The sequence below is a fragment of the Hyphomicrobium sp. D-2 genome (assembly GCF_029872155.1).
GTDB lineage: Bacteria > Pseudomonadota > Alphaproteobacteria > Rhizobiales > Hyphomicrobiaceae > Hyphomicrobium_A.
The window spans coordinates 211,235-231,574 of record NZ_JARXLA010000001.1 but is presented as its reverse complement, the minus strand read 5'-3'; the positions used below and the strand labels follow the sequence as shown (position 1 = coordinate 231,574).

Sequence of the window (20,340 nt, the reverse complement as noted above, 5' to 3'; positions counted from 1 at the left end):
TCTGTGCGCGCACTTAAAGGGTGCAGACGATGATCGCTTAACTGGCACGAACCTGTGAACGCGACAGCAGCCAGCGCACCCCGCGAACGGGCATCATAATCACCGCCCAGAACTGCAGCCACAGCGATACGATGACGGCCGGAACGCCGACGATGGGCGTAAAAACCAGAAGACCGGCGAAAAACCGCGCAATCTGGGCGGCGCGGAAACCGAAAGCACCGCGATATTCCGTCCGCTGCTCCGGCCGCCAGAGACGATCGAACCAGCTGCGGGTGACAGACCAGCCGATCACACCCGCCGCCAGCGAAGCCAGATAGAGATATTGCACCCACGCCGGCACGAACGGAACAATGCGCATGTCGAGTTCGCTCTGGCGCGCCTCATCGCGGGCGTGGATGTCAACGCCGGTAGCGACGAGGTTACCCGTGACGTTGGAAATTGCGCTGGTCCAGAAGCCGCCGACGAAATCCGTAATCGGTTCAGCCACGCCGCCTTGAGGCATCGCCCGCAGCGCCACCCGGCCATATGCATCGCGCTCAGCGCTGATCCGGAAGCTGCCATGCTGCGCCCCCAGCGCGTCGACGAAATCGCCCAACGTTGCGCGTTTCAACGCATCGTCCAGTCCACCGACAGAGATCTTTTGCCAAAGCCAGTTTCGACCGCCCGGCTGATGGGGAACGTCTGCGCGCACGATGACGAGATTGACATCTGCATCAGTCGCGGCGCGCTTCAGATCAGCCAGCCGCAGGCTTTGCTCTGCACCGCTGGCGGGCCGGAAATAGAGCAGATTGTTCTCAACCCGACCGGTGACGAGCACCGTCTGTCCGCGCACGGATCCGAGCGCACCTGAGAGGGCCGCCGGATCTATCGCATCGACCAGCGCGCTTTTCGTGCCGGCCTCGATCTGTGGGTAAGATGAAAGAGTCGCCGGGCCGCCCGGCTCCAGCGCCAGCGTGCGCACGGCAGAGCGCGAGAGCGGGCGCTTAAGCTGGGCCACGGCCTCGGAGAACAGCGCGCGGTCAGCCAGATCAACTGAAACATGCGGGCGCAATTCAGCGACGAGCGCGTTGCCACCGGCTGCCGTTTTGACGTCCTTCAGCGGATAGCTTTCGTGGCGCGTGACAAGATGCAGTTGCGAACCCGCTGGCAGATCCTTGAGCGCCGCCCGGTTGGCGAAAACGGTGTCTTCGCTGAGATAGATGCCGAGTGGTGCACCGCCGCGCGCTTGCGGCAGCAGCGTTGGAACAGCGCGGGCAAGCTCTTCCGGTGTGCCTGCAGTGAACACCTCGCCATCGCGATTGACGAACTTCCAGTGCCCCTCGGGCGTGGCGTGTGCGGCCAATGCACCGGCCCGCGCTTCAACCGGCAGCGTGCGGATGTGCGCAGCGGCGCGCTCCAGATCGGCAATGCCCAGCCGCGCCGCCTTGCCGCCCGCTTCGCCGGCCTCGCCCGCCGCCCGCGTCAGACGCGACAGCCAGCCGGCCTGCGCCTCAGACATCGGCAAACTTGCGAGCAGCGGCAAGGTGGCAACCAGCGCTGCGGCCAGCCAGAGCGACATCAGCCAAAGTCGGGCATTCGCCATTGGTTCGCTTCGCCCCTCGTCATCGGCAAACCCGCCGCCGCCCATTCAGCACTCAGGAAACCGGTTGATTCACACTGTTGGGAAGCAAGTTTACACACCCTTTGGACAGAATTCAGCCCGAGAGGCTATGAGAGGGCCTGAAGGAGACCTCACGCCCGATGCCAGCGCCTACCACCGCCACCGATCAGGCAATCGCCGACGCCGCAGCCCATCTGCGCGCCGGGCGCCTCGTCGCGTTTCCGACCGAAACCGTTTATGGGCTTGGCGCCGACGCCACCAACAGCGAAGCTGTGGCGCAGATCTTCGCGGCCAAGGGCCGGCCGCGTTTCAATCCGCTGATCGTGCATGTGCATGATGCCGCGCAAGCCGCCGAATATGTCACCTTTACCCCGCTCGCCCATCGCCTTGCCGACGCATTCTGGCCCGGTCCGCTCACTCTTGTGCTGGATCAGCGCGGCCCCTCGTCGCTTTCCGATCTGGTGACCGGCGGACTGACCAGCGTTGCTGTGCGCGCACCGGATCATCCGATCGCGCGAGCGCTGCTGGCCGCCACCGCGCGTCCGTTGGCAGCGCCCTCGGCCAACCGTTCGGGCCGCATCAGCCCGACACAGGCAGCACACGTCGCGGCCGATTTTCCCGGCCACGAGCCCGCAATGATCCTGGATGGCGGACCAACGGCGCACGGACTTGAATCGACCATCGTCGATGCACGCAGCGACCTGCCAATATTGCTGCGTCCCGGTGCGGTGCCCGTCGAAACCATTGCAGCGGCGCTCGGCGTCAGCGTGTTGCGGACCGAAGCCGACGCGCAACGCCCCAATGCACCCGGCCAGCTCACCAGCCATTATGCGCCGCGCGCCGCCGTGCGCCTGAACGCGACCGACGTGCAACCGGGCGAAGCGCTGCTCGCATTCGGGCCGGATGTGCCCGCTGGCGTCGGCGACATGATCAACCTGAGTCCGAGCGGAAATCTCACCGAAGCGGCGGTCAATCTGTTCGCGGCATTGCGGATGCTGGATGCAGGCGGTGCGCGTACCATCGCGGTGATGCCTGTGCCTGACACCGGCCTGGGCGAAGCCATAAACGACCGTTTGCATCGGGCAGCCGCGCCGCGCCCTGCTGACAGCACATTGGATTGAGAACACGAGCCGCATTTCAAGTTGCAGCGGCGATTGTTTTCCGCAGCCGCTTCACAACATCAGCGGACAAGCCGTGTATGAATACCCAATGCCCGCAACGGCCTTTAACACTGAGGGTGTGCAGACGTGTCCGCTAGCCAAGACGACACCGCAATGATTTCAGCCGCCCAGGGTGATGCGCTGGCGCGCATGGTCGATGTCGTCGGGCCGGAGCATGCTCTTGCCGATCCCCCAGCGCAGGCTGCATATCTGCACGAGTTGCGCGGGCTTTACACTGGTGCTGCGGCGCTGGTGCTGCGGCCCAAATCGACAGCGGAAGTTTCAGCGCTGCTCAGTATTGCCAATGGCGCTGGCATCGGCGTCGTGCCGCAGGGTGGCAACACCGGTTTGGTCGGCGGCCAGATTCCAAAGCGCCTTGGCGATGATGATCGCCCGCAGGTGGTGCTTTCCCTGTCGCGCCTCAACCGCGTGCGCTGCATCGATGCTGATGGCGGCACCATGATCGTCGAAGCGGGCGTGACGTTGGCCCAAGCGCAAACCGCCGCCGACAACGCTGGCCGTCTGTTTCCGCTCAGTCTTGCGTCGGAAGATGGCTGCCAGATCGGCGGCGTGCTGGCAACCAACGCCGGGGGGGTGGGCGTGCTTGCATATGGCAACGCGCGGGCGCTGGCGCTCGGATTGGAAGTTGTCACGGCGGACGGCCGCGTGTGGGAAGGCCTGCGCACGCTGAAGAAAGACAACACCGGCTATGATCTGCGCGATCTGTTCATCGGATCGGAAGGCACGCTCGGCGTCATCACCGCAGCGGCGCTGAAGCTTTTTCCGCGGCCAGCCGAAACCGCCGTCGCCTTCGCAGCGCTGCCGGATCTGCAATCGGTCGGCGCGCTATTCAGCCTCGCCGAAGCGCGTGCGCATTCCGGCCTCACCGCGTTTGAATTCATGAGCGCGTTTACGCTCGATCTGGTGACGCGGCACGTGCCGGGCAACAGCATGCCGGTAAAAACGGCAGCGCCGTGGTATGTTCTGATCGAACTTTCGAGCCATGAAGCAGGCAGCCATGCAAACGACCGCATGGAACGGCTGTTGAGCGAAGCAATCGCGCGCGGCATCGTACGTGATGCAACGGTCGCGACTTCACTGGCGCAACAAAAAGCGCTGTGGCATCTGCGTGAAAGTGCATCGGAAGCCCAGCGCGGCGAAGGCGGCAGCATCAAGCACGATGTTTCCGTGCCGGTGGCACGCATTGCCGAATTTGTGGCGAAGGCGAATGCAACGGTAGAGCGCATCTGCCCCGATGCGCGGCCGGTGGTGTTCGGCCATTTCGGCGATGGCAACGTGCACTACAACGTCACCCAACCGGCAGCGATGGATAAACAGACGTTTCTCGAACTGTGGGGCAAGATGACGGGCGCGGTGCACGAGGTGATCGCATCGCTCGACGGCTCGATCTCAGCCGAGCACGGCATCGGACAGATGAAACGCGACGACCTGCGCCGGTTCAAAAGCGCGCTGGAAATCGAGCTGATGCAGCGGATCAAGGATGCGCTCGATCCGAACGGCATCCTCAATCCGGGCAAGGTGCTTTAAAGCGTGATTGTTTTTTCGCACCGGCGACTCCCCTCCGGGGAGCCGGCCGTGGTGGGTCGATGGAAGTTGCTTGAGACGCCTGTGCGTTCGGCAAGTGGCACGGACGGGAGCGGGCTCAGTCCTCGTACCACTGGCGGCGCCACCACGCCGACACGCGCGGCCAATGCAACAGCGGACGCGTGACGCGGCGCCAGCTCGCCCGGATCCAATCGTCGGTGCCATACAGCCAGCGTCGGAAGCTGCCGCGCCGCTTGCGATCCTCCAGCAGAAGCTGCGTCAGCGCATCGACATGCCCGGCGAGCGTTTCCAACCCTGACTGAACACGCATGCCGCCTTCATGCAGCGCGCTGATGCGGCCGTTGATGAGCTGGATTTCGGTGCTGCCTTCGTCGTGCCAAGTATCGAGGGCGCTCGCGATGGTCTTCTGCGATGTGCCGATATTGACCAGCGCATCGTGAACTTCGCGCAGCTCGAAATTATACGCGGCCTGCGCTTCCGACAGCCGAACGCCATTGGCTTCGATCCTGCGTTCCAGATCGCCGAAGCGGCCCTTGAAGCCGGACGTCAGCTCGGCCCGATGATGCGTCAGGCCGTCAACGACACGCTCAAGATTGGCAGCAAAATCGACGCGATACTGATTAAGACCGTTGGTGAGGCTGCCGCGATGCTGATCGAGGCCCGATGCCAGCGCAGCGCGCTGATGCTCAAGACTTGTTGCGATCTCAGCCTGCCGCCGTTCGACCGCCGTCACCAGATCAGCCCGCAGTCGCTCGAACGTCTCGGCGAGCTGCTTGACCTCCGCATTCAGAGCAACGCGTCCCTGCTCGCTGTTCTGCGAGGCCAGACGCACCGCGCTGCGCACGCCTGTGATCTCATCGGCCAGCGCGGTGATGCCGCTGCTGCGCTCAGCGCTTTCGGTTGCCAGTGCCTGCTCGATGGAAGCAAGCCGCGCCGCCACACGGTCAATCAGCGTCGCATCCAGCGGACTACGCGCGCCGCTGGTTTCCGACGAAATTTCCGTCAGCGATTTCAGACCGACTTCGATACCATCGAGGCGCGATGAAAACGCCGCAAAACGCGGGGCCAAACTCGTATCGAAAGCACGTACCGCAGAAACCGCCGAGGTGGCATTCGCTCCGCTGGCAACCGCGCTTTCAATCGCGGTCAGTCGTTCTGCAAGCTGTTCTGCCAGCTGAACAAAATGACCGCGGCCGGCAGCGACATCGCTTAGCTTGGCGGTGATGACATTTTCGATCGCGGTGAGGCGCGCGGCCAGATCGGCATCCAGCGGACGCTCGGCTTCGCGCTTGCCTTGCGCCTCGATCGCAGTTTCCAAGCCAGCCAGTCGGTTCGCCAGCGGCGACAGATCGGTTGGCGGCGGCAGCGGCTGACGCACGATCACCGTTTCAAGCGAACCGATACGCGCGACAAGGCCACGTTCCAGCTCACCCACGCGATCCAGCAAGCTCTTCAGAAGCGCGGGATCGATTTGCGGCTGCACGACAACTTTTTCCACCGGCGGAGGTGGCGGCTGTGGTGCGGGCTGCGATTGTTGGGGCTGCGATAGTGTCAGCGGCGGAACCGTACCCCGAAGCTCGCGCGTGCGCGGAACATAGCGGACCACAAGCTCGCTGCCGGGAAGGTCGGCGCCAATATCCGCCAGCACCAGCACAATATCATCGACGCTGGCGGCGCGGCCGAAATGGGAGGCGCGAGCGGCCGCAAGGCGCAGTACATCCTCAAGCTCCGGTGTCCGGCGCGGGGCATCGTCAGCGGCAAGGGTTGGCGGATCGCCCGCCACGGTGATCGCGCTTTCGCGGCGCAGGGCGGCAACGCGAATGCCGCGCTGCTCCAGAATATCGGCGGCATCCTCAACGCGCGTCATAGCCAGCAGCAGGTGCGAAATGCTGACCTCCGCCGCGCGATAGCCCTCGGCGACGTCATAGGCGTGGTTCGCGCAGGCGAGCAGCGTTTCGTCAACCCAGATCGGACCCGAACGCGCCGTTGAGAGGCGATGCCCCCCGGCTGCGTGCTGCCCCGTATCCCTGCGGCTGGATGCAGCGCCTTCAACCGAAGCGGTGCTCCAACGGGTTGTTCTCAGATCGAGATCTGGCCCCCGGTAATCCATTCGCGCGAACTCCTCACACTTAAGCGCTTGGTAAGCATACCGCCGATCCGGCCCGGGGGCGAGGGCACTGAGGGCACACTCCGGAACGCGATGCGCCCGAAAACATGGTTAAATAATATAATGATTACTGTCGCTTATGGTTAAAGAAGCCGCCCCGGCACAACAATCGGTTCCTGCACCTGCGGACCTTCATTCGCCGGATTGTTCAATTTGCGGCTGACGTCGATAATTTCGAGATCGCGACGGGGTTCAGGGCTGAGAAGCGGCTGAATTTCCGTGGTCGTACCAGATCGGCAGTCGAGCCAGAGCTCAAAATGCTCAGGCGGAATGATCACCGGCATCCGGTTATGCAGCGCGGCCACCGAGCCTTTGGCGGGCACGGTAAGGATGGCCATGGTTTCTATCTCGCTGCCGTCAGCGCCCAGCCATTCCTCGTAGATTGCGGCCAGAGCAATCGGACCTGTAGCCCGGTGCGGCCGGATCAGGTGGGGTTGTTTATCGCCGACGGCGCCGGTCCACTCGTAATAGCCATCAGCCGGCACCAGACAGCGCTTATGCCGGAGGCCAGCGCGAAACGAAGGTTTAGCCGCCGCGCTTTCGGCCCGCGCATTAATGAGCGGCTTGAACTCGCGCGGGTCTTTTACCCACGACGGCAGCAGCCCCCATTGCACCAGCGCCAGCTCCCGTTCGCCTTTGAAATTATAGCGAACAATCGCAACCGGCTGCGATGGCGCAATATTGTAGCGCGGCGGGAAGATCGCATCGTTGTGATAGCCGAACATGGCGCGGACGGCTTCAGGCGGCGATGTAAGAGAATATCGAGAACACATGGCGCTAAGGTAGTCGCTGGCCAGCCTGAGGAGAAGCGCCATGCCCCGCGATGCCCATGATGAAGCCTGCCCGATCCTGCACGATACGGCGAACCGCACCGGCCCCTGGCCGCGCGCTGCTGCCAGCGCCGTGCTGTTCCGGGGCGAATCGGTGCTGCTGGTCGAACGCGGCAGCGATCCGGATGCGGGCCACTGGAGCCTGCCCGGCGGAACCATCGAAGCTGGCGAAACCGCGGAGGAAGCGGCCCGCCGCGAGGCCTATGAGGAAACCGGGCTTTACGGCCACATGGAGGGGCTGGCGGGTGTTTATGACGTCATCGATCGCGACGACAACGGCAACGTGGTGCTGCACTATGTGATCGCCTGCTATTTCGGCTCGGCGGTTGATGGCCAGCCCCGGCCAGCCAGCGATGTCCGTCAGGCGGAATTTGTTGCCTTGGATAAGCTGCGGGATCTGCGCTTGACGAACGGCACGCGCTGCGTGATCGAAAAGGCGTGGCAGTTGCTGGCCGCTGATGTGGCGCAGGCAGTCGCCAAGGCCAGTGAGCGTGAGTAGGTTACGGCCCGCCACCAAACATCCAGAATCGGTGCTAGGATTACATCCGTGATAGAGCGCACGATGACATACGCACGGACAAACGCGGGAGCGCGCAGGCATGCGCTGCGCCGATTGGGCGTTGGCCTTGTGCTGATAGCAGCGCTGGCACTTCCTGCAGCCGCCGCGCCCGACAGCAAACCCTATGATGAGCGCCTGTTCCGTTTGTCGGAGATTCTCGGCGCCATTCACTATCTGCGTGAACTGTGCGGCGCCGAGGAAGGCCAGCAGTGGCGCGACCGGATGTCGGAGCTGTTGCAATCAGAGGGCACATCGGCGCTGCGCAAAGCACGCCTGACGCGCAGCTTCAATAAAGGTTATCAAAGCTACAGCCGCACCTATAACACCTGCAGCCCTTCGGCTCAGAGTGCGATCAACCGTTTTATCACCGAAGGCGCAACGATTGCCGATACGCTGGTGCGCTCAGTTCCCTAAGCGGTGCAGTGCGTTGATGCCTTTGTGCCACGATGCGCGCACGTTTCTCACCGATGCCAATTTACTGTGAACGCGGCCCACACTTTCCGTCGCCGCTGTGCATGATATTGCACCTGCATCGGTTTCCGCTGTCTGCGGTTGCCGACGGTAAGTCAGTTAGACCTGCGGCCCTCACGGGGGTGTGGCCTGCGGGTGTTTAAAGTCTCAAGGGGGAACGATGGAGCTCTTCGACAAGCTCGACTCGGACGACTCGACCCATCGCGCGCTATCGCTCATTCTTGAAGCATGGGACGAAGGCACCGAAAGCGGTGTGCCAAATGAGCAGATGGCCTATGCGGCGCTGTTTACCGCCTTGACGGATCTCGTCGCGCAATTCGGCGAGGATGCGGTCGTCAAGCTGGCCAACGGGCTTGAGCGCCGTATCCGCATCGGCGAATTCACGCTGCACGCCACACGCCAGTAAGCAGCAAGTAAGCACTGAAATTTTCGGCGATCGCAGCGAGAGCGGGGCGGCTTTGCGTTACAGCAGCCCCAGCCGCTTCGCGATCACTTCGCCGAAGAGAAGCACGCCAAAGCCGATCAGCAGCAGCCCGGCGATCTTATTGATAAGCTGCAGTCGCGACACGCTGAAGCGATGGCGGAAGCGCGCGATGAGATGCGACAGGCCCAGCCACCAGGCGAGACTGCCCGCCATAACCGCTGCAACGATGGTGAGAGCGTCGACGTAGCTGTCGACCTCAACGAACGTCGACACACCGCCGAATATTGCAAACAGCCCCAGCACCGCACCCGGATTGGTGATCGTCAGCAGGAACGTCTGCGGGATGTCCCAGACGAAATCGCGCAGCGTCTCGGGCTGCTCGGATCCTGACGTAATGGGTGAAAAGCGCGGCTTCGCGAAATAGAGCTTCAAGCCGAACAGCACGAGCACCAGGCCGCCGAGCAGCTGGATTGCCATGCGGTGATATTGAACGGCGCCTGAAATGGCCCCGACGCCCAGCGCCGCGAACAACGCAATCAGGCCATCGCCCAGCATCGCGCCGATGCCTGCCGCCAAACCACCCCAAAATCCGCGCTCAATGGCGCGCTGGATGCAGAGTACATTGACGGGACCAACGGGGGCAGCAACAAGAATACCGATGACAATACCGACCGGAATAATGAGCGGGTTGGGCAGAAAATCCATGCACCTTCCTTTACCGGCCCGCATCGCGCGCCCAAACAGTCCGACCTATCGGATGCGCTGCGCAAGGGACCGCTGATCATGCCGACCATCGGGACGACCAATATGGCGACCATCCAGGGACGACGGCGCCAAGGACGGTGGGTAAGCGTAACCGTATTGGTACTGACGGCGATGGGTGTTGTCCATGCGTCCGCTGCACAGGAACGCCAACCAGCCAAGCCTTTGCCTGTTATCTCAACCGATTCGCGGGTTCCTGCGCAAAGCTTCGGCAGCAGCGAACGCCCGTTGCCTCATCCGGTCGATGAAATGCGCTCTGCTCTGCTGGCTGCAGCCCAGGCCGGCAATCTGGAAGATCTGCGCGAGCCGCTGGAGTGGAACGAGATGATGCCGGAGACGTCTGCCGGAGCAGATGAGCATCCGATCGACCATTGGCGCAAAGCATCCGCCGATGGCAGCGGCCGCGAAATTCTGCGCGTTCTGGCCAGCATCCTGGAACTGCCGCCGGCCGAATTGCCGCTGGGGAAGGACATCGAGAACAATATCATCTATGTCTGGCCCTATCTGGCCGAGGCCGACCTCGCCAATCTCACCGCAACCCAGGCCGCAGATCTGGAGCGACTTGTCGGCGCTGAAAAAGCGCGATCAATGCGCTCGGACAAAAAATGGTCGTGGTGGCGGCTAACCATCGGCGCGGATGGCACTTGGCATTCGTTCAAAAAAACGCACTGAAGAGACGGGCAGCGCTTGCAAGCGACGGAAATCGCATCGTGCACCGTTGTTGTGAGACGATAGGTAGCGAGCACAACTACAATTTTGCCATCGTCACTTGTCACCTGCCGTCATGGCCCCAAATGTAGGGTCCAAGCACTTGAGGGATTTGCAGAAATGTTGTGGCGCGTAGCCCTTGCAACCATAGCGGTAGTAGCGTTTGGTGACTTCGCTCCCGCTTCGGCGCAGCTCTATGGCTGGCAGCCTCATGGCCAGACGCCGTTCTGGGAACAGAAGCCACGCCAGCGCAAGCAGCAGCAGAACCGCAACGCGCGCGGCGCCTATGGCGATTATGGCTATGAGTGGGGCTATGGCGACGACTATCGCCGCTCGCCCATCGTGCGCAGTGGTGGCGCCCGGCCGAACATCACGCCGCGCCCGCCCGCAAAGGTGGCATTCACCAGCGAATACGAGCCGAACTCCATCGTCATCGATAGCGACAAGCGCATGCTCTATTATGTGCTGTCGTCGAACGAGGCCTATCAGTATCCGATCTCGGTCGGACGCGATGGCTTCACCTGGCTCGGCACAGAAACGGTCAGCCGCATGCAGGCTTGGCCGGACTGGCATCCGCCGAAGGAAATGATCAAGCGCGATCCGCGCCTGCCCGATAAAATGACCGGCGGGCTTCGCAATCCGCTTGGCGCGAAGGCTCTTTATCTCGGCGATACGCTGTATCGCATCCACGGCACCAACGATCCCAAGAGCATCGGCCGCGCGGCATCATCGGGCTGCTTCCGCATGATGAACGAGCACGTGATGCATCTGGCTTCGATCACTGAGATCGGCTCCAAGGTGACGGTTGTGAAGCGTCTGCCGAAGGAGACGTTCATCGCATCGGCGAAGCCAACCGACAACGCAAAGCCGTCGCAGAGCGCAGCGCCTCAGCGCGAAACAACGCGCGGCGAGGAAGCCTTGCAGGAAGATGCGGCCGTTGCGCCGGAGCGCGAACCCGAAAGCGACGCCGACGTGTTCGCGGCCGACGCTGCTGAACGGGATGCGGTGGCTGGCGACGACGACGCCCGGGACGATGATACCCGCGCCGATGCCGACGACTGGAACGACGACGACACGCGTTATTCCTCGCGTGGATATGATGATCGTTACGAGCGCAATTGGCGCTATGACCGCTACGGCCGCATGTAACGACGATCAGCCGACCTGATATCGGCCAGAATATCGATCTGACAAAAAAGGTGCTGCGAGCAAAACTGCTGGCGGCGCCTTTTAATTTCTGTCGCATTGCGATGGATGAAGGCGCGCCTGCGCACGCTTCACCCGCTGCCCGAGTCACGCGCCTTCGAAGAAGTGCACCGGCTGGCCGTGCGCGGGCTCTTCAATCGCGCCTTCCCACACCACGCGATTACCGCGCACGAAGGTGCCGATAGGCCATCCGCGCACGCGCGTGCCGTCATAGGGCGTCCAGCCTGCGCGGCTGGCAACGTGCGCGTTGGTGATCGTCTCTTCGCGCTTCATGTCAACGACCGTCAGATCCGCATCGTAGCCAACCGCGATGCGCCCCTTGCCACGAATGCCGAACAGGCGCTGCGGCCCATGACTGGTGAGATCGACAAAACGTTCGAGCGACAGCCGCCCGGCGTTTACATGATCCAGCATGATCGGCACCAGCGTCTGCACGCCAGTCATGCCGGAATGCGAAGCGGGATAGGCGTGATCCTTTTCCTCGCGCGTATGCGGCGCATGATCGGAGCCGAGCACATCGACGATGCCAGCCTCAAGGCCAGTCCAGATAGCATCACGGTGGCGCGCATCGCGCACCGGCGGGTTCATCTGCGCATAGGTGCCAAGACGCTCGTAACAGTCGGGCGCTACGAGCGTCAGATGGTGCGGCGTCACCTCGACGCTCGCCCAATCCTTGTGCTCGCCCAGAAACTTCATTTCCGCCGCCGTCGAAACGTGCAGCACGTGCACGCGGCGTTTGTGCTTTTCGGCCAGGCGTACAAGGCGGCGCGTCGAGATGACGGCGGCTTCCTCATCGCGCCATTCAGGATGCGATGACGGATCGCCAGGGCGGCGCACGTCCATACGGGCCAGCAACCGCGCCTCATCTTCCGAGTGGAACGCGGCGCGGCGGCTGATGCGCGAAATGATGTGATCGAGCGAAGCTTCGTCATCGACCAGCAGATCGCCGGTGGACGAGCCCATGAATACCTTGATGCCCGCCGAACCTTCCAGCCTCTCCAGCTTGGGAATATCGTCGATGTTTTCGCGCGTGCCGCCGACATAGAACGCGAAGTCGCAGAACATGCGATCGCGCGCCAATGACACCTTGTGCGCCAGCGTTTCGGCGGTGGTGGTCAGCGGCTTGGTGTTCGGCATCTCGAAAACGGCGGTGACGCCGCCGAGGACAGCACTGCGCGATCCTGTCTCCAGATCTTCCTTGTGCTCAAGACCGGGCTCGCGGAAATGCACCTGCGTGTCGATAACGCCGGGCAGGATGTGCAGCCCGCGCGCGTCGATCACCTCGTCGGCCTTGGCTTCATCGATCTGCCCGATGGCGGCGATGCGGCCTTCGGTGATGCCGATATCCCGCTGGCCGATACCCTCATGGTTGACGACAGTGCCGCCCTTCAACACAAGATCGAATGTGGTGCGCATAATAGCTTTACCTGCGGCTTGCCTCTGGCCCGCGCCCCGCATACGTAAAACGGAAGCCGGTTGCAACCGGAGCGGGGAACATGGCTGAAACGAAAATCGCGCTGCTGCCCGACCGGGGCGTCGTCACTGTAAATGGACCGGATGCCCGTAAATTTCTACAGGGCGTCATCACTAACGATATGGCGCTGATCGACACACAGCAGGCGCTGTATGCCGGTCTGCTCAGTCCGCAGGGCAAAATCCTGTTCGATTTTCTCATCGCCCCCACGGCGGAAGGGTTCTGCCTGGAGACGGCGCGGACCAAGACGGCCGAGCTGGCGCAGCGGCTCAAGATGTACAAACTCCGCGCCGATGTCGAAGTCACCGATGCCTCGGCCGACTATACGGTTGCAGCGATCTGGGGCGGCACCTATTCGCCGAAGACGGCAACGGGCGAAGGTCCTGCACCGATATGGTTCGCCGATCCAAGGCTGTCGGAACTGGGCTACCGCGAACTCACCACGCTGCGCACCGACTGGGCTCTTGGCGGTGGTGAAGCTGAAAGCGCAACCCAGGACGACTATCACGCCCATCGTATCGCGCTCGGCGTGCCCGAAGGCGGACGCGACTTTGGCTATGGCGAGGCGTTTCCGCACGAAGCGCTGTTCGACCAGGTGCACGGCGTCTCGTTCAACAAGGGCTGCTACGTCGGGCAGGAAGTTGTATCGCGCATGCATAATCGCGGCACAGCCCGCCGTCGCATTGTGCCGATAACGGCTGACGGCCCACTGCCGGACAGCGGCGCAGCGGTTACCGCCGCCGGCGTTGAAATCGGCAAGCTTGGCTCGAAAGCGGGGCAACGCGCGCTGGCGGAAATACGCCTCGACCGTGCCGCAGAGTTTCAGGACAAGGGCGAGGCGTTGAGCGTCAATGGCACCACCGTGCACATCGCGCTGCCCGCGTGGGTGACATTTACGCTGCAGGATCCCTCAGGCACACCGCGATGACCAAATCCGACAACCTCGTGCGCTGCGGCTGGGTGGGCAATGATGCCGACTATCGGCACTATCACGACACGGAATGGGGCGTGCCGCTGAAGACCGATCGCGCCATTTTCGAAAAGCTGGTGCTGGAGGGCTTCCAGGCCGGGCTGTCGTGGATCACCATTCTGCGCAAGCGTGAAAATTTCAGACGTGCGTTTGATGGCTTCGATGCTGAGAGCATTGCACGTTACACGACAAAAGATATCGAACGACTGATGAACGATGCAGGCATCGTACGCAACCGTGCCAAGATTGAAGCCACGATCGAGAACGCCGAGGCGTTCCTGAAACTGCGCGAACGCACGACGCTGAAGAAATTTCTAGCTAGTCACTTGCAGCAAGGAACAGTGCAGAACCGGGCGCAGGCGCTGACCGATGTTCCGGCTTCGACGGAGCTATCGACACGCATCTCGAAAGCCCTGAAGAAAGAAGGCTTCCGTTTCGTGGGGCCAACAACGGTTTACGCATTCATGCAGTCGTCCGGAATGGTCAACGATCACCTGATCGGTTGCTTCCGCCATAGGGAATGCGCTCGCCTGCAGAAGGATGCATGGCGCGTATGACCCAGCCGCAGAAACATTCGTCCGAGAAGCATGCGGCAGCCGCAGACGCCAAGCCCCAACAGACGGCGGAAGCTCCCCCATCCCGCGCGTGGCAACGCATGCTTTCAGGCCGTCGCCTCGACCTGCTCAATCCCTCGCCTGCCGATATCGAGATAGAAGACATCGCGCATGGGCTTGCGCGCGTTGCGCGGTGGAACGGGCAAACGGTGGGCGCGCACGCGTTTTCCGTCGCCCAGCATGCGTTGATCGTTGAGGACATTGCCTGCGCGCTGCCAACTCCCGACGGCATGGTCTGGAGTTCGCGCTGGCGTCTGGCCGCGCTGCTGCACGATGCGGCGGAGTATGTTGTCGGCGACCTGATCAGCCCTTTCAAGACAGCCATCGGGCTCGACTACAAAGCTTTCGAGTTGCGGCTACTCGATGCAATTCATGCGCGCTTCGGCCTCGATGCCGAATTGCCGAGCACTGTTCAGTTTCACATCAAGCACGCGGACCGCGTTGCTGCTTACTACGAAGCCACACGCCTTGCCGGCTTCAGCGAGAATGAGGCGCTGCTCTACTTTGGCACGCCCGAAGGCCTCGACCCGAACCTCGCCACCACCCTCAGTCAGCTTGAGCCAGTTGCGGCAAATGCCGCCGAAGAAACTTTTTTGGTTCGTTTTGGCAATCTGATTGAACATTTGTGAGCATTGAGCGTTGTGACTGACGCAACGATGCGGAATTCCCGGCCCAATGCCGAGATTCCGCCATTGTTGCCGTTGCAGTCAAAGCCCTGCCGTTGCGCGGGCTCTCCTATCTGGAGGAACAACCGATGTCATACGGCGAGGTCAGGGAAAGAGCGACGCGCATGGACAGCCCAGCCGACCCGCAGGCCGTAGGCGAAAAAAACGCCACCGCCGGTGTTGAAATAGGATTGAACGCAGCCATCGTGGCGGTTGCCGATAACGAGCCCCAGGTATTGGTCATCCGTGGCGAAACCGACAAGGCCGGCGCCACCGATGGATTGCCATTCGGACCATTTTCGCCGTTGCATCACCGCACTTTCGAAGGTGGCCTGCGCACTTGGGTCAAGCATCAGACCGGTGTCGAACTCGGCTACGTCGAGCAGCTCTACACGTTCGGCGACCGCGGACGACACGCACAAGCGGGCGATGTTGGACCGCACGTTGTTTCGATCGGCTATCTCGCGCTCACCGACGCCCACCCCGGATCAGACCTGACCCACGGCAGCTGGCGAAGCTGGTATCAGTATTTTCCATGGGAAGACTGGCGCCGTGGACGCCCGGAAATACTGGGCAGCACGATTGAACCGCGCCTGCGTGACTGGATTGCTTCTCAGCCCGCAACGACCGGCCAACCGATCACACGCCAGGAACGTGTGCGGATCTGTTTCGGCCTTGAAGGCGCCGGTTGGGACGAAGAGAAGGTGCTCGACCGGTATGAGCTTCTCTATGAAGCCGGGCTGGTCGACGAGGCCGCCCGCGATGGACGCAAAGCCGCCGAGCAATGGCAGGATCGTCCGCGACTGGGTCAGCCGATGCACTACGATCATCGCCGCATCCTTGCCACCGCCATCGGCCGGGTGCGCGCCAAGATCAAATATCGTCCGGTGATTTTCGAGCTGATGCCCGATGATTTCACGCTGTTCGAGTTGCAGCGGACCGTCGAGGCAATTCTGGGGCCGCACCTGCATAAGCAGAACTTCCGGCGGCTGGTCGAAGGCGCCGGGCTTGTGGAGCCCACCGGCGAGGTAAAGATGCGCACCGGCGGGCGACCGGCAAAGCTTTATCGCTTCCGCCGCGAAGTCCTGTTGGAAAGGCCCGCTCCAGGTGTACGCGTTAAGCCCGGCAAGGTGTAAGCCGCGCATCCACGTACCGGCAGTTATGCACCACAGGTATATCACGGATTTCACTGCTTTTTTTGGCAGTGAAATCGTACCTATCGGTCCAATCTTAACTGGTGCCAGGGGCGTGGATGAAGTAATCTTCTTGCGACACTTGGAATGCTCAAACAGAGCATTATCTAACTAATAACCGGCGAAGTGCCGGATATTCTGATGGCCCATTAATGCTCAAGTTGAGCATAGCTGAGCCCGCGGAGGAATACGAAGATGGACACCCTCGTCTGCCCTGCCCCAAATCGCCGCCCGCTTGCGTATGCGGGTCGGCATGAGCTGCCGGAGTTTACTCCGGAACTGGCCGCCGAGATGGCTCCCCTTTATGCGCGCGTGCAGCATGTCGTGACGCCGATGGAGTGGCCGGTCTACGCGCCGCTGATCAAAGGCATCAACGAGCTCAAAAAAGAGCTCAACGCTGTCGTGCTGGCGCACAACTACATGACGCCGGAGATCTTCAACTGCGTTGGCGATTTCCGCGGCGACAGCCTGCAGCTTGCCCGCGAAGCGGCGCGCGTTGAAGCCGACGTGATCGTGCAGGCCGGTGTGCACTTCATGGCGGAAACGTCAAAGCTGCTCAGCCCGGAAAAGACGGTGCTCATTCCCGACCCGCTGGCCGGGTGCTCGCTCGCGGCCTCGATCACGGCCGAGGACGTGCGCATGCTGCGTGACGCCTATCCGGGCGTGCCGATCGTCACCTATGTCAACACATCGGCGGCCGTAAAGGCTGAGTGTGATATTACCTGCACGTCGTCGAACGCGGTCAAGGTGGTCGAGAGCCTCAACGCACCGCGCGTGCTGCTGATCCCGGACGAATATCTTGCACGCTATGTGCAGACGCAGACCAGCGTTGAGATCATCGCCTGGAAGGGACACTGCGAGGTGCACGAGCTGTTCACCGCCGAGGACATCGAGGCCATGCGCGCCGCTGATCCCGGCATGAAGGTGATCGCGCATCCGGAATGCCCGCCGGATGTGATTGCCGCCGCCGACTTCACCGGTTCCACCGCTGCGATGATCAGCTATGTGATCGACAAGCGGCCGCGCAAGGTTGCGCTCATCACCGAATGCTCGATGGCGTCAAACGTCGCCGTCGAAGCACCGGATGTCGAGTTCATCCGGCCGTGCAATCTGTGTCCGCACATGAAGCGCATCAGCCTTGAGAACATCTACGAGGCACTGCGCGACATGAAATACGAGGTGACCGTTGATCCGGTCGTGGCGGCTAAGGCCCGTCGCGCGGTTGAACGCATGATCAACCTCACCAACTGACACTGCGTGTGCCGGCGGCACTTACTCCGCCGCCGGCATAACGGCTTCACCCCTAGAGGGGATTCTGCCGATGACCGACGACCATTCTTCGCGCCCAGCCAGCCACGTTTTTCAGCCAGCGCATGACGAACCCCTCGCCGCCGATGGCGATGTGGTAATTATCGGTGCCGGGCTTGCCGGGCTGTTCACTGCGCTGAAGCTGTCGCCGATGCCGGTGACGGTCGTGGCCGCAGCGCCGCTCGGCCAGGGTGCATCGACGGGATGGGCACAGGGCGGCGTCGCATCCGCCATGGGCAGCACCGATCGGCCTGAGTTTCACGCCGCCGACACGATTGCAGCCGGCGCGGGCACCGTCGATGAGGATGTCGCGCGCTTCGTTGCCGAAGAAGGCCCTGACCGCATTGCCGATCTGATCGGTTACGGTGTTCCGTTTGACCGCGAGCCTGATGGCACGTTCGCACTCAGCCGCGAAGCCGCCCATTCGCACCGCCGCGTCGCCCATGTGTCCGGTGATCGCACTGGCGCTTCCATTCTCGAAACGCTTGTCGCCCGCGTCCGTGCCACGCCTTCAATCCGCGTGCTTGAAGGCTATGAAGCCGACGAACTTCTGATGGCCGACGACCGCGTCGAAGGCGTTCGCCTTGTACGGGCAGGCGAGCACGGTCAGGAAGTCTATGAATATGTTCCTGCCTGCGCCGTCGTTCTGGCGACGGGCGGAGTTGGTGCACTCTATGCAGTCACCACCAATCCGGCTTACGCGCGCGGCGAATCCATCGCCATGGCAGCGCGCGCCGGGGCTGTGATCGCCGACGCCGAGTTTGTGCAGTTCCATCCTACGGCGATCGACGCCGGACTTGATCCTGCTCCGCTGGCAACGGAAGCCCTGCGCGGCGAGGGCGCCACGCTTATTAATTCGCTTGGCGAGCGCTTCATGCTGCCGCTTGATCCGCGTGCGGAGCTTGGTCCGCGCGATGTGGTGGCGCGCGCCGTTTTCAAGGAAATTGCCGAAGGCCGCGGCGTCTTTCTTGATTGCCGCACAGCCGTTGGCGCGCACTTTCCCGCAGCGTTTCCTACCGTCTATGCGCTCTGCCGTAACGCTGGCATCGACCCTGTGACCGAGCCCATTCCGGTTGCACCAGCTGCCCATTATCACATGGGCGGCATCGCCACCGACGCGCGTGGGCGCTCCAGCGTACCTGGCCTGTGGGCGGTGGGCGAGGTTGCATCAACCGGCCTGCACGGCGCCAATCGTCTGGCTTCAAATTCGCTGCTGGAAGCCATGGTGTTCGGTGCGCGCGCCGCCGCTGATATAGCCACCCTCGGCCGCGGCACCCGACACACCCGCACCGATCTGCAGCGCGTTGGCGACATCGTGCCGGATCATTCCCTCTCCCGTTCTGCCGCTGTCGCGCGCCTGCGCAAAACGATGAGCGAAGACGTCGGCGTGGTGCGGAGCGCGGCAGGTTTAAAAAAAGCCATCACGACCCTGCGTGACATCGAGCGCGCAGCAGGCAGCGATCGGGTGCTAGCGAACATGGCTCTCGCCGCGCGTTTCATTGCCGTTGGCGCGCTGCTGCGCGAAGAAAGCCGTGGCGCTCAACTGCGCAGCGACTTCACCGATACCAATCCGCAGTTTGCCCACCGCGCGTTTCTGAAGCTGGCGGACGTTGACGCTATTGGCAATCGCCCGACGGCGGTTACGGATGCAGCGCTCAGTGCATGGCAGTGGCAGGCGGGGGCTGCACGATGAACAACGACGCATCGATTTTATCGGCCAATGCAGGCCGCAGAGAATTGCGCCTGCCCGAAGGCATTGTCGACAAGGCCGTGGCCATGTCGCTGGCTGAGGATCTAGGCCTAGGCGGCGACATCACCACCGAAGCCACCATTCCGGCCGGCACGCACGCAAAGGCTGTTATCGCCGCGCGCAAGGCCGGAACGGTTGCCGGCGTCCAACTGGCAAAGTCCGCATTCAAAACGCTCGATCCGCTGGCCGAGTTTGAAACCGTGGTTGACGATGGCGGCACGGTGGAAGCTGGCGGCGTGATTGCACGGGTCAGCGGCGACGCGCGCGCGCTGCTCACGGCCGAGCGCACCGCGCTGAACTTTCTCGGACACATGAGCGGTATCGCGACACTCACCGCACGCTATGTCGATGCGGTGCAGGGCACCAAAGCGCGCATCATCGACACGCGCAAGACAACGCCGGGGCTGCGCGCGCTGGAGAAATTTGCGGTTCGCTGCGGCGGCGGTGTCAATCATCGCTTCGGGCTGTTCGATGCGGTGCTCATCAAGGACAATCACATCGAAGCTGCGGGCGGCATAGGCCCGGCGCTGGAACGCGCACGCCAGCACGCCGGCCACATGGTGAAGGTTGAAATCGAAGTGACGTCGATCGCCGAATTGATCGACGCGCTGGAACTCAACCCCGATGCCGTGCTGCTCGACAACATGCCGCCAGCGATGCTGAAGGAAGCTGTCAAACAGGTTGCAGGCCGCGTGATCACCGAAGCATCGGGTGGCGTGACGCTGGAAACCGTGCGCGCGATCGCCGAATCTGGCGTCGATCTCATATCGGTCGGAGCGCTGACCCATTCGGCTCCGGTGCTGGATATCGGCCTCGACTTTTAACGCACATTGGCGATCAACGGCGTTTGCGCTTTATTTCGCCACAGTTGCTGAGCAAATCAGCAGCGTCAGGGTGTGTATCCCCTGCGGGA

At 62.4% G+C, this 20,340-nt stretch carries 19 protein-coding genes; 14 read left to right on the top strand and 5 right to left on the bottom strand.

Translation table 11 applies throughout. The features are described from left to right. Nucleotides 1–37 precede the first annotated feature (37 nt). On the bottom strand, nucleotides 38–1,582 hold the full coding sequence (locus QEZ49_RS01060; RefSeq protein WP_280383383.1) for a hypothetical protein: 1,545 nt from the start codon (nucleotides 1,580–1,582) through the stop codon (nucleotides 38–40). Nucleotides 1,583–1,740: 158 nt separating this feature from the next. On the opposite strand from QEZ49_RS01060, the gene QEZ49_RS01055 reads away from it, so the two are divergent. Both QEZ49_RS01055 and QEZ49_RS01050 read left to right on the top strand, forming a co-directional pair. Then, a complete protein-coding gene (locus QEZ49_RS01055; RefSeq protein ID WP_280383381.1) occupies nucleotides 1,741–2,721 on the top strand; it encodes an L-threonylcarbamoyladenylate synthase in 981 nt (326 codons plus the stop codon). Between the two features lie 153 nt (nucleotides 2,722–2,874). Next, on the top strand, nucleotides 2,875–4,308 hold the full coding sequence (locus QEZ49_RS01050; RefSeq protein WP_280383684.1) for an FAD-binding oxidoreductase: 1,434 nt from the start codon (nucleotides 2,875–2,877) through the stop codon (nucleotides 4,306–4,308). 115 nt (nucleotides 4,309–4,423) lie between these two features. On the opposite strand, the gene QEZ49_RS01045 is transcribed toward QEZ49_RS01050, so the two are convergent. Next, nucleotides 4,424–6,436, bottom strand: a complete 2,013-nt coding sequence (locus QEZ49_RS01045; RefSeq protein ID WP_280383379.1) for a Clp protease N-terminal domain-containing protein — start codon at nucleotides 6,434–6,436, stop codon at nucleotides 4,424–4,426. Nucleotides 6,437–6,576: 140 nt separating this feature from the next. Then, nucleotides 6,577–7,308 carry an SOS response-associated peptidase gene (locus QEZ49_RS01040; RefSeq protein ID WP_280383377.1) on the bottom strand — a complete coding sequence of 244 codons (732 nt, stop codon included), beginning with the start codon at nucleotides 7,306–7,308 and terminating at the stop codon, nucleotides 6,577–6,579. Between QEZ49_RS01040 and QEZ49_RS01035 the strand changes: the two genes are divergently transcribed. From QEZ49_RS01035 to QEZ49_RS01025, 3 genes are all read left to right on the top strand, one after another. Next, complete coding sequence (locus QEZ49_RS01035) at nucleotides 7,307–7,822, top strand: NUDIX domain-containing protein (RefSeq protein WP_280383375.1); 516 nt, start codon at nucleotides 7,307–7,309, stop codon at nucleotides 7,820–7,822. The two genes, QEZ49_RS01040 and QEZ49_RS01035, sit on opposite strands and share 2 nt — an antisense overlap. A gap of 63 nt (nucleotides 7,823–7,885) precedes the next feature. After that, a complete protein-coding gene (locus QEZ49_RS01030) occupies nucleotides 7,886–8,296 on the top strand; it encodes a TIGR02301 family protein (RefSeq protein WP_280383373.1) in 411 nt (136 codons plus the stop codon). A gap of 217 nt (nucleotides 8,297–8,513) precedes the next feature. Then, nucleotides 8,514–8,759: a hypothetical protein gene (locus tag QEZ49_RS01025; protein ID WP_068464412.1), complete on the top strand. Its 246-nt coding sequence runs from the start codon at nucleotides 8,514–8,516 to the stop codon at nucleotides 8,757–8,759. Nucleotides 8,760–8,816: 57 nt separating this feature from the next. Here the strand turns inward: QEZ49_RS01025 and QEZ49_RS01020 are convergent, their stop codons facing one another. After that, nucleotides 8,817–9,482 carry a LysE family transporter gene (locus QEZ49_RS01020; protein WP_280383371.1) on the bottom strand — a complete coding sequence of 222 codons (666 nt, stop codon included), beginning with the start codon at nucleotides 9,480–9,482 and terminating at the stop codon, nucleotides 8,817–8,819. Between the two features lie 78 nt (nucleotides 9,483–9,560). On the opposite strand from QEZ49_RS01020, the gene QEZ49_RS01015 reads away from it, so the two are divergent. Both QEZ49_RS01015 and QEZ49_RS01010 read left to right on the top strand, forming a co-directional pair. Next, nucleotides 9,561–10,211, top strand: a complete 651-nt coding sequence (locus QEZ49_RS01015) for a hypothetical protein (RefSeq protein ID WP_280383369.1) — start codon at nucleotides 9,561–9,563, stop codon at nucleotides 10,209–10,211. Nucleotides 10,212–10,367: 156 nt separating this feature from the next. Continuing rightward, nucleotides 10,368–11,396 carry a L,D-transpeptidase gene (locus QEZ49_RS01010; protein WP_280383367.1) on the top strand — a complete coding sequence of 343 codons (1,029 nt, stop codon included), beginning with the start codon at nucleotides 10,368–10,370 and terminating at the stop codon, nucleotides 11,394–11,396. Between the two features lie 144 nt (nucleotides 11,397–11,540). Here the strand turns inward: QEZ49_RS01010 and QEZ49_RS01005 are convergent, their stop codons facing one another. After that, nucleotides 11,541–12,911, bottom strand: a complete 1,371-nt coding sequence (locus QEZ49_RS01005; protein WP_280383365.1) for a dihydroorotase — start codon at nucleotides 12,909–12,911, stop codon at nucleotides 11,541–11,543. Between the two features lie 38 nt (nucleotides 12,912–12,949). Between QEZ49_RS01005 and QEZ49_RS01000 the strand changes: the two genes are divergently transcribed. From QEZ49_RS01000 to nadC, 7 genes are all read left to right on the top strand, one after another. Further along, nucleotides 12,950–13,855 (top strand): folate-binding protein, encoded by a 906-nt coding sequence (locus QEZ49_RS01000; RefSeq protein ID WP_280383363.1) that lies wholly within the window; start codon nucleotides 12,950–12,952, stop codon nucleotides 13,853–13,855. After that, nucleotides 13,852–14,454, top strand: coding sequence for a DNA-3-methyladenine glycosylase I (locus tag QEZ49_RS00995; protein WP_280383361.1), 603 nt, complete (start codon nucleotides 13,852–13,854; stop codon nucleotides 14,452–14,454). Before QEZ49_RS01000 ends, QEZ49_RS00995 begins: the two co-directional genes overlap by 4 nt. Nucleotides 14,455–14,552: 98 nt before the next feature. Then, a complete protein-coding gene (locus tag QEZ49_RS00990) occupies nucleotides 14,553–15,140 on the top strand; it encodes an HD family hydrolase (protein ID WP_280383682.1) in 588 nt (195 codons plus the stop codon). Nucleotides 15,141–15,301: 161 nt separating this feature from the next. After that, nucleotides 15,302–16,312: an NAD regulator gene (locus tag QEZ49_RS00985; RefSeq protein ID WP_280383358.1), complete on the top strand. Its 1,011-nt coding sequence runs from the start codon at nucleotides 15,302–15,304 to the stop codon at nucleotides 16,310–16,312. 252 nt (nucleotides 16,313–16,564) lie between these two features. After that, nucleotides 16,565–17,620, top strand: a complete 1,056-nt coding sequence (gene nadA, locus QEZ49_RS00980) for a quinolinate synthase NadA (protein WP_068464389.1) — start codon at nucleotides 16,565–16,567, stop codon at nucleotides 17,618–17,620. A gap of 70 nt (nucleotides 17,621–17,690) precedes the next feature. Then, nucleotides 17,691–19,370: an L-aspartate oxidase gene (locus QEZ49_RS00975; RefSeq protein ID WP_280383356.1), complete on the top strand. Its 1,680-nt coding sequence runs from the start codon at nucleotides 17,691–17,693 to the stop codon at nucleotides 19,368–19,370. Further along, a complete protein-coding gene (gene nadC, locus QEZ49_RS00970; protein WP_280383354.1) occupies nucleotides 19,367–20,251 on the top strand; it encodes a carboxylating nicotinate-nucleotide diphosphorylase in 885 nt (294 codons plus the stop codon). The genes QEZ49_RS00975 and nadC overlap by 4 nt, the downstream gene beginning before the upstream one ends. The last annotated feature ends 89 nt before the right edge of the window (nucleotides 20,252–20,340 follow it).

Excerpts from the sequence above, each read along its gene's own strand:
- QEZ49_RS00975 (WP_280383356.1), top strand. The coding sequence starts at position 17,691 with ATGACCGACGACCATTCTTCGCGCCCAGCCAGCCACGTTTTTCAGCCA.
- QEZ49_RS01005 (WP_280383365.1), bottom strand. The coding sequence starts at position 12,911 with ATGCGGGGCGCGGGCCAGAGGCAAGCCGCAGGTAAAGCTATTATGCGC.
- QEZ49_RS01015 (WP_280383369.1), top strand. The coding sequence starts at position 9,561 with ATGCCGACCATCGGGACGACCAATATGGCGACCATCCAGGGACGACGG.
- QEZ49_RS01040 (WP_280383377.1), bottom strand. The coding sequence starts at position 7,308 with ATGGCGCTTCTCCTCAGGCTGGCCAGCGACTACCTTAGCGCCATGTGT.
- QEZ49_RS01030 (WP_280383373.1), top strand. The coding sequence starts at position 7,886 with ATGACATACGCACGGACAAACGCGGGAGCGCGCAGGCATGCGCTGCGC.
- QEZ49_RS01055 (WP_280383381.1), top strand. The coding sequence starts at position 1,741 with ATGCCAGCGCCTACCACCGCCACCGATCAGGCAATCGCCGACGCCGCA.
- QEZ49_RS01035 (WP_280383375.1), top strand. The coding sequence starts at position 7,307 with ATGCCCCGCGATGCCCATGATGAAGCCTGCCCGATCCTGCACGATACG.
- QEZ49_RS01060 (WP_280383383.1), bottom strand. The coding sequence starts at position 1,582 with ATGGCGAATGCCCGACTTTGGCTGATGTCGCTCTGGCTGGCCGCAGCG.
- QEZ49_RS01050 (WP_280383684.1), top strand. The coding sequence starts at position 2,875 with ATGATTTCAGCCGCCCAGGGTGATGCGCTGGCGCGCATGGTCGATGTC.
- QEZ49_RS01045 (WP_280383379.1), bottom strand. The coding sequence starts at position 6,436 with ATGGATTACCGGGGGCCAGATCTCGATCTGAGAACAACCCGTTGGAGC.
- QEZ49_RS01010 (WP_280383367.1), top strand. The coding sequence starts at position 10,368 with ATGTTGTGGCGCGTAGCCCTTGCAACCATAGCGGTAGTAGCGTTTGGT.
- QEZ49_RS01000 (WP_280383363.1), top strand. The coding sequence starts at position 12,950 with ATGGCTGAAACGAAAATCGCGCTGCTGCCCGACCGGGGCGTCGTCACT.
- QEZ49_RS00995 (WP_280383361.1), top strand. The coding sequence starts at position 13,852 with ATGACCAAATCCGACAACCTCGTGCGCTGCGGCTGGGTGGGCAATGAT.
- nadC (WP_280383354.1), top strand. The coding sequence starts at position 19,367 with ATGAACAACGACGCATCGATTTTATCGGCCAATGCAGGCCGCAGAGAA.
- QEZ49_RS00990 (WP_280383682.1), top strand. The coding sequence starts at position 14,553 with ATGCTTTCAGGCCGTCGCCTCGACCTGCTCAATCCCTCGCCTGCCGAT.
- QEZ49_RS01020 (WP_280383371.1), bottom strand. The coding sequence starts at position 9,482 with ATGGATTTTCTGCCCAACCCGCTCATTATTCCGGTCGGTATTGTCATC.
- QEZ49_RS00985 (WP_280383358.1), top strand. The coding sequence starts at position 15,302 with ATGGACAGCCCAGCCGACCCGCAGGCCGTAGGCGAAAAAAACGCCACC.
- QEZ49_RS01025 (WP_068464412.1), top strand. The coding sequence starts at position 8,514 with ATGGAGCTCTTCGACAAGCTCGACTCGGACGACTCGACCCATCGCGCG.
- nadA (WP_068464389.1), top strand. The coding sequence starts at position 16,565 with ATGGACACCCTCGTCTGCCCTGCCCCAAATCGCCGCCCGCTTGCGTAT.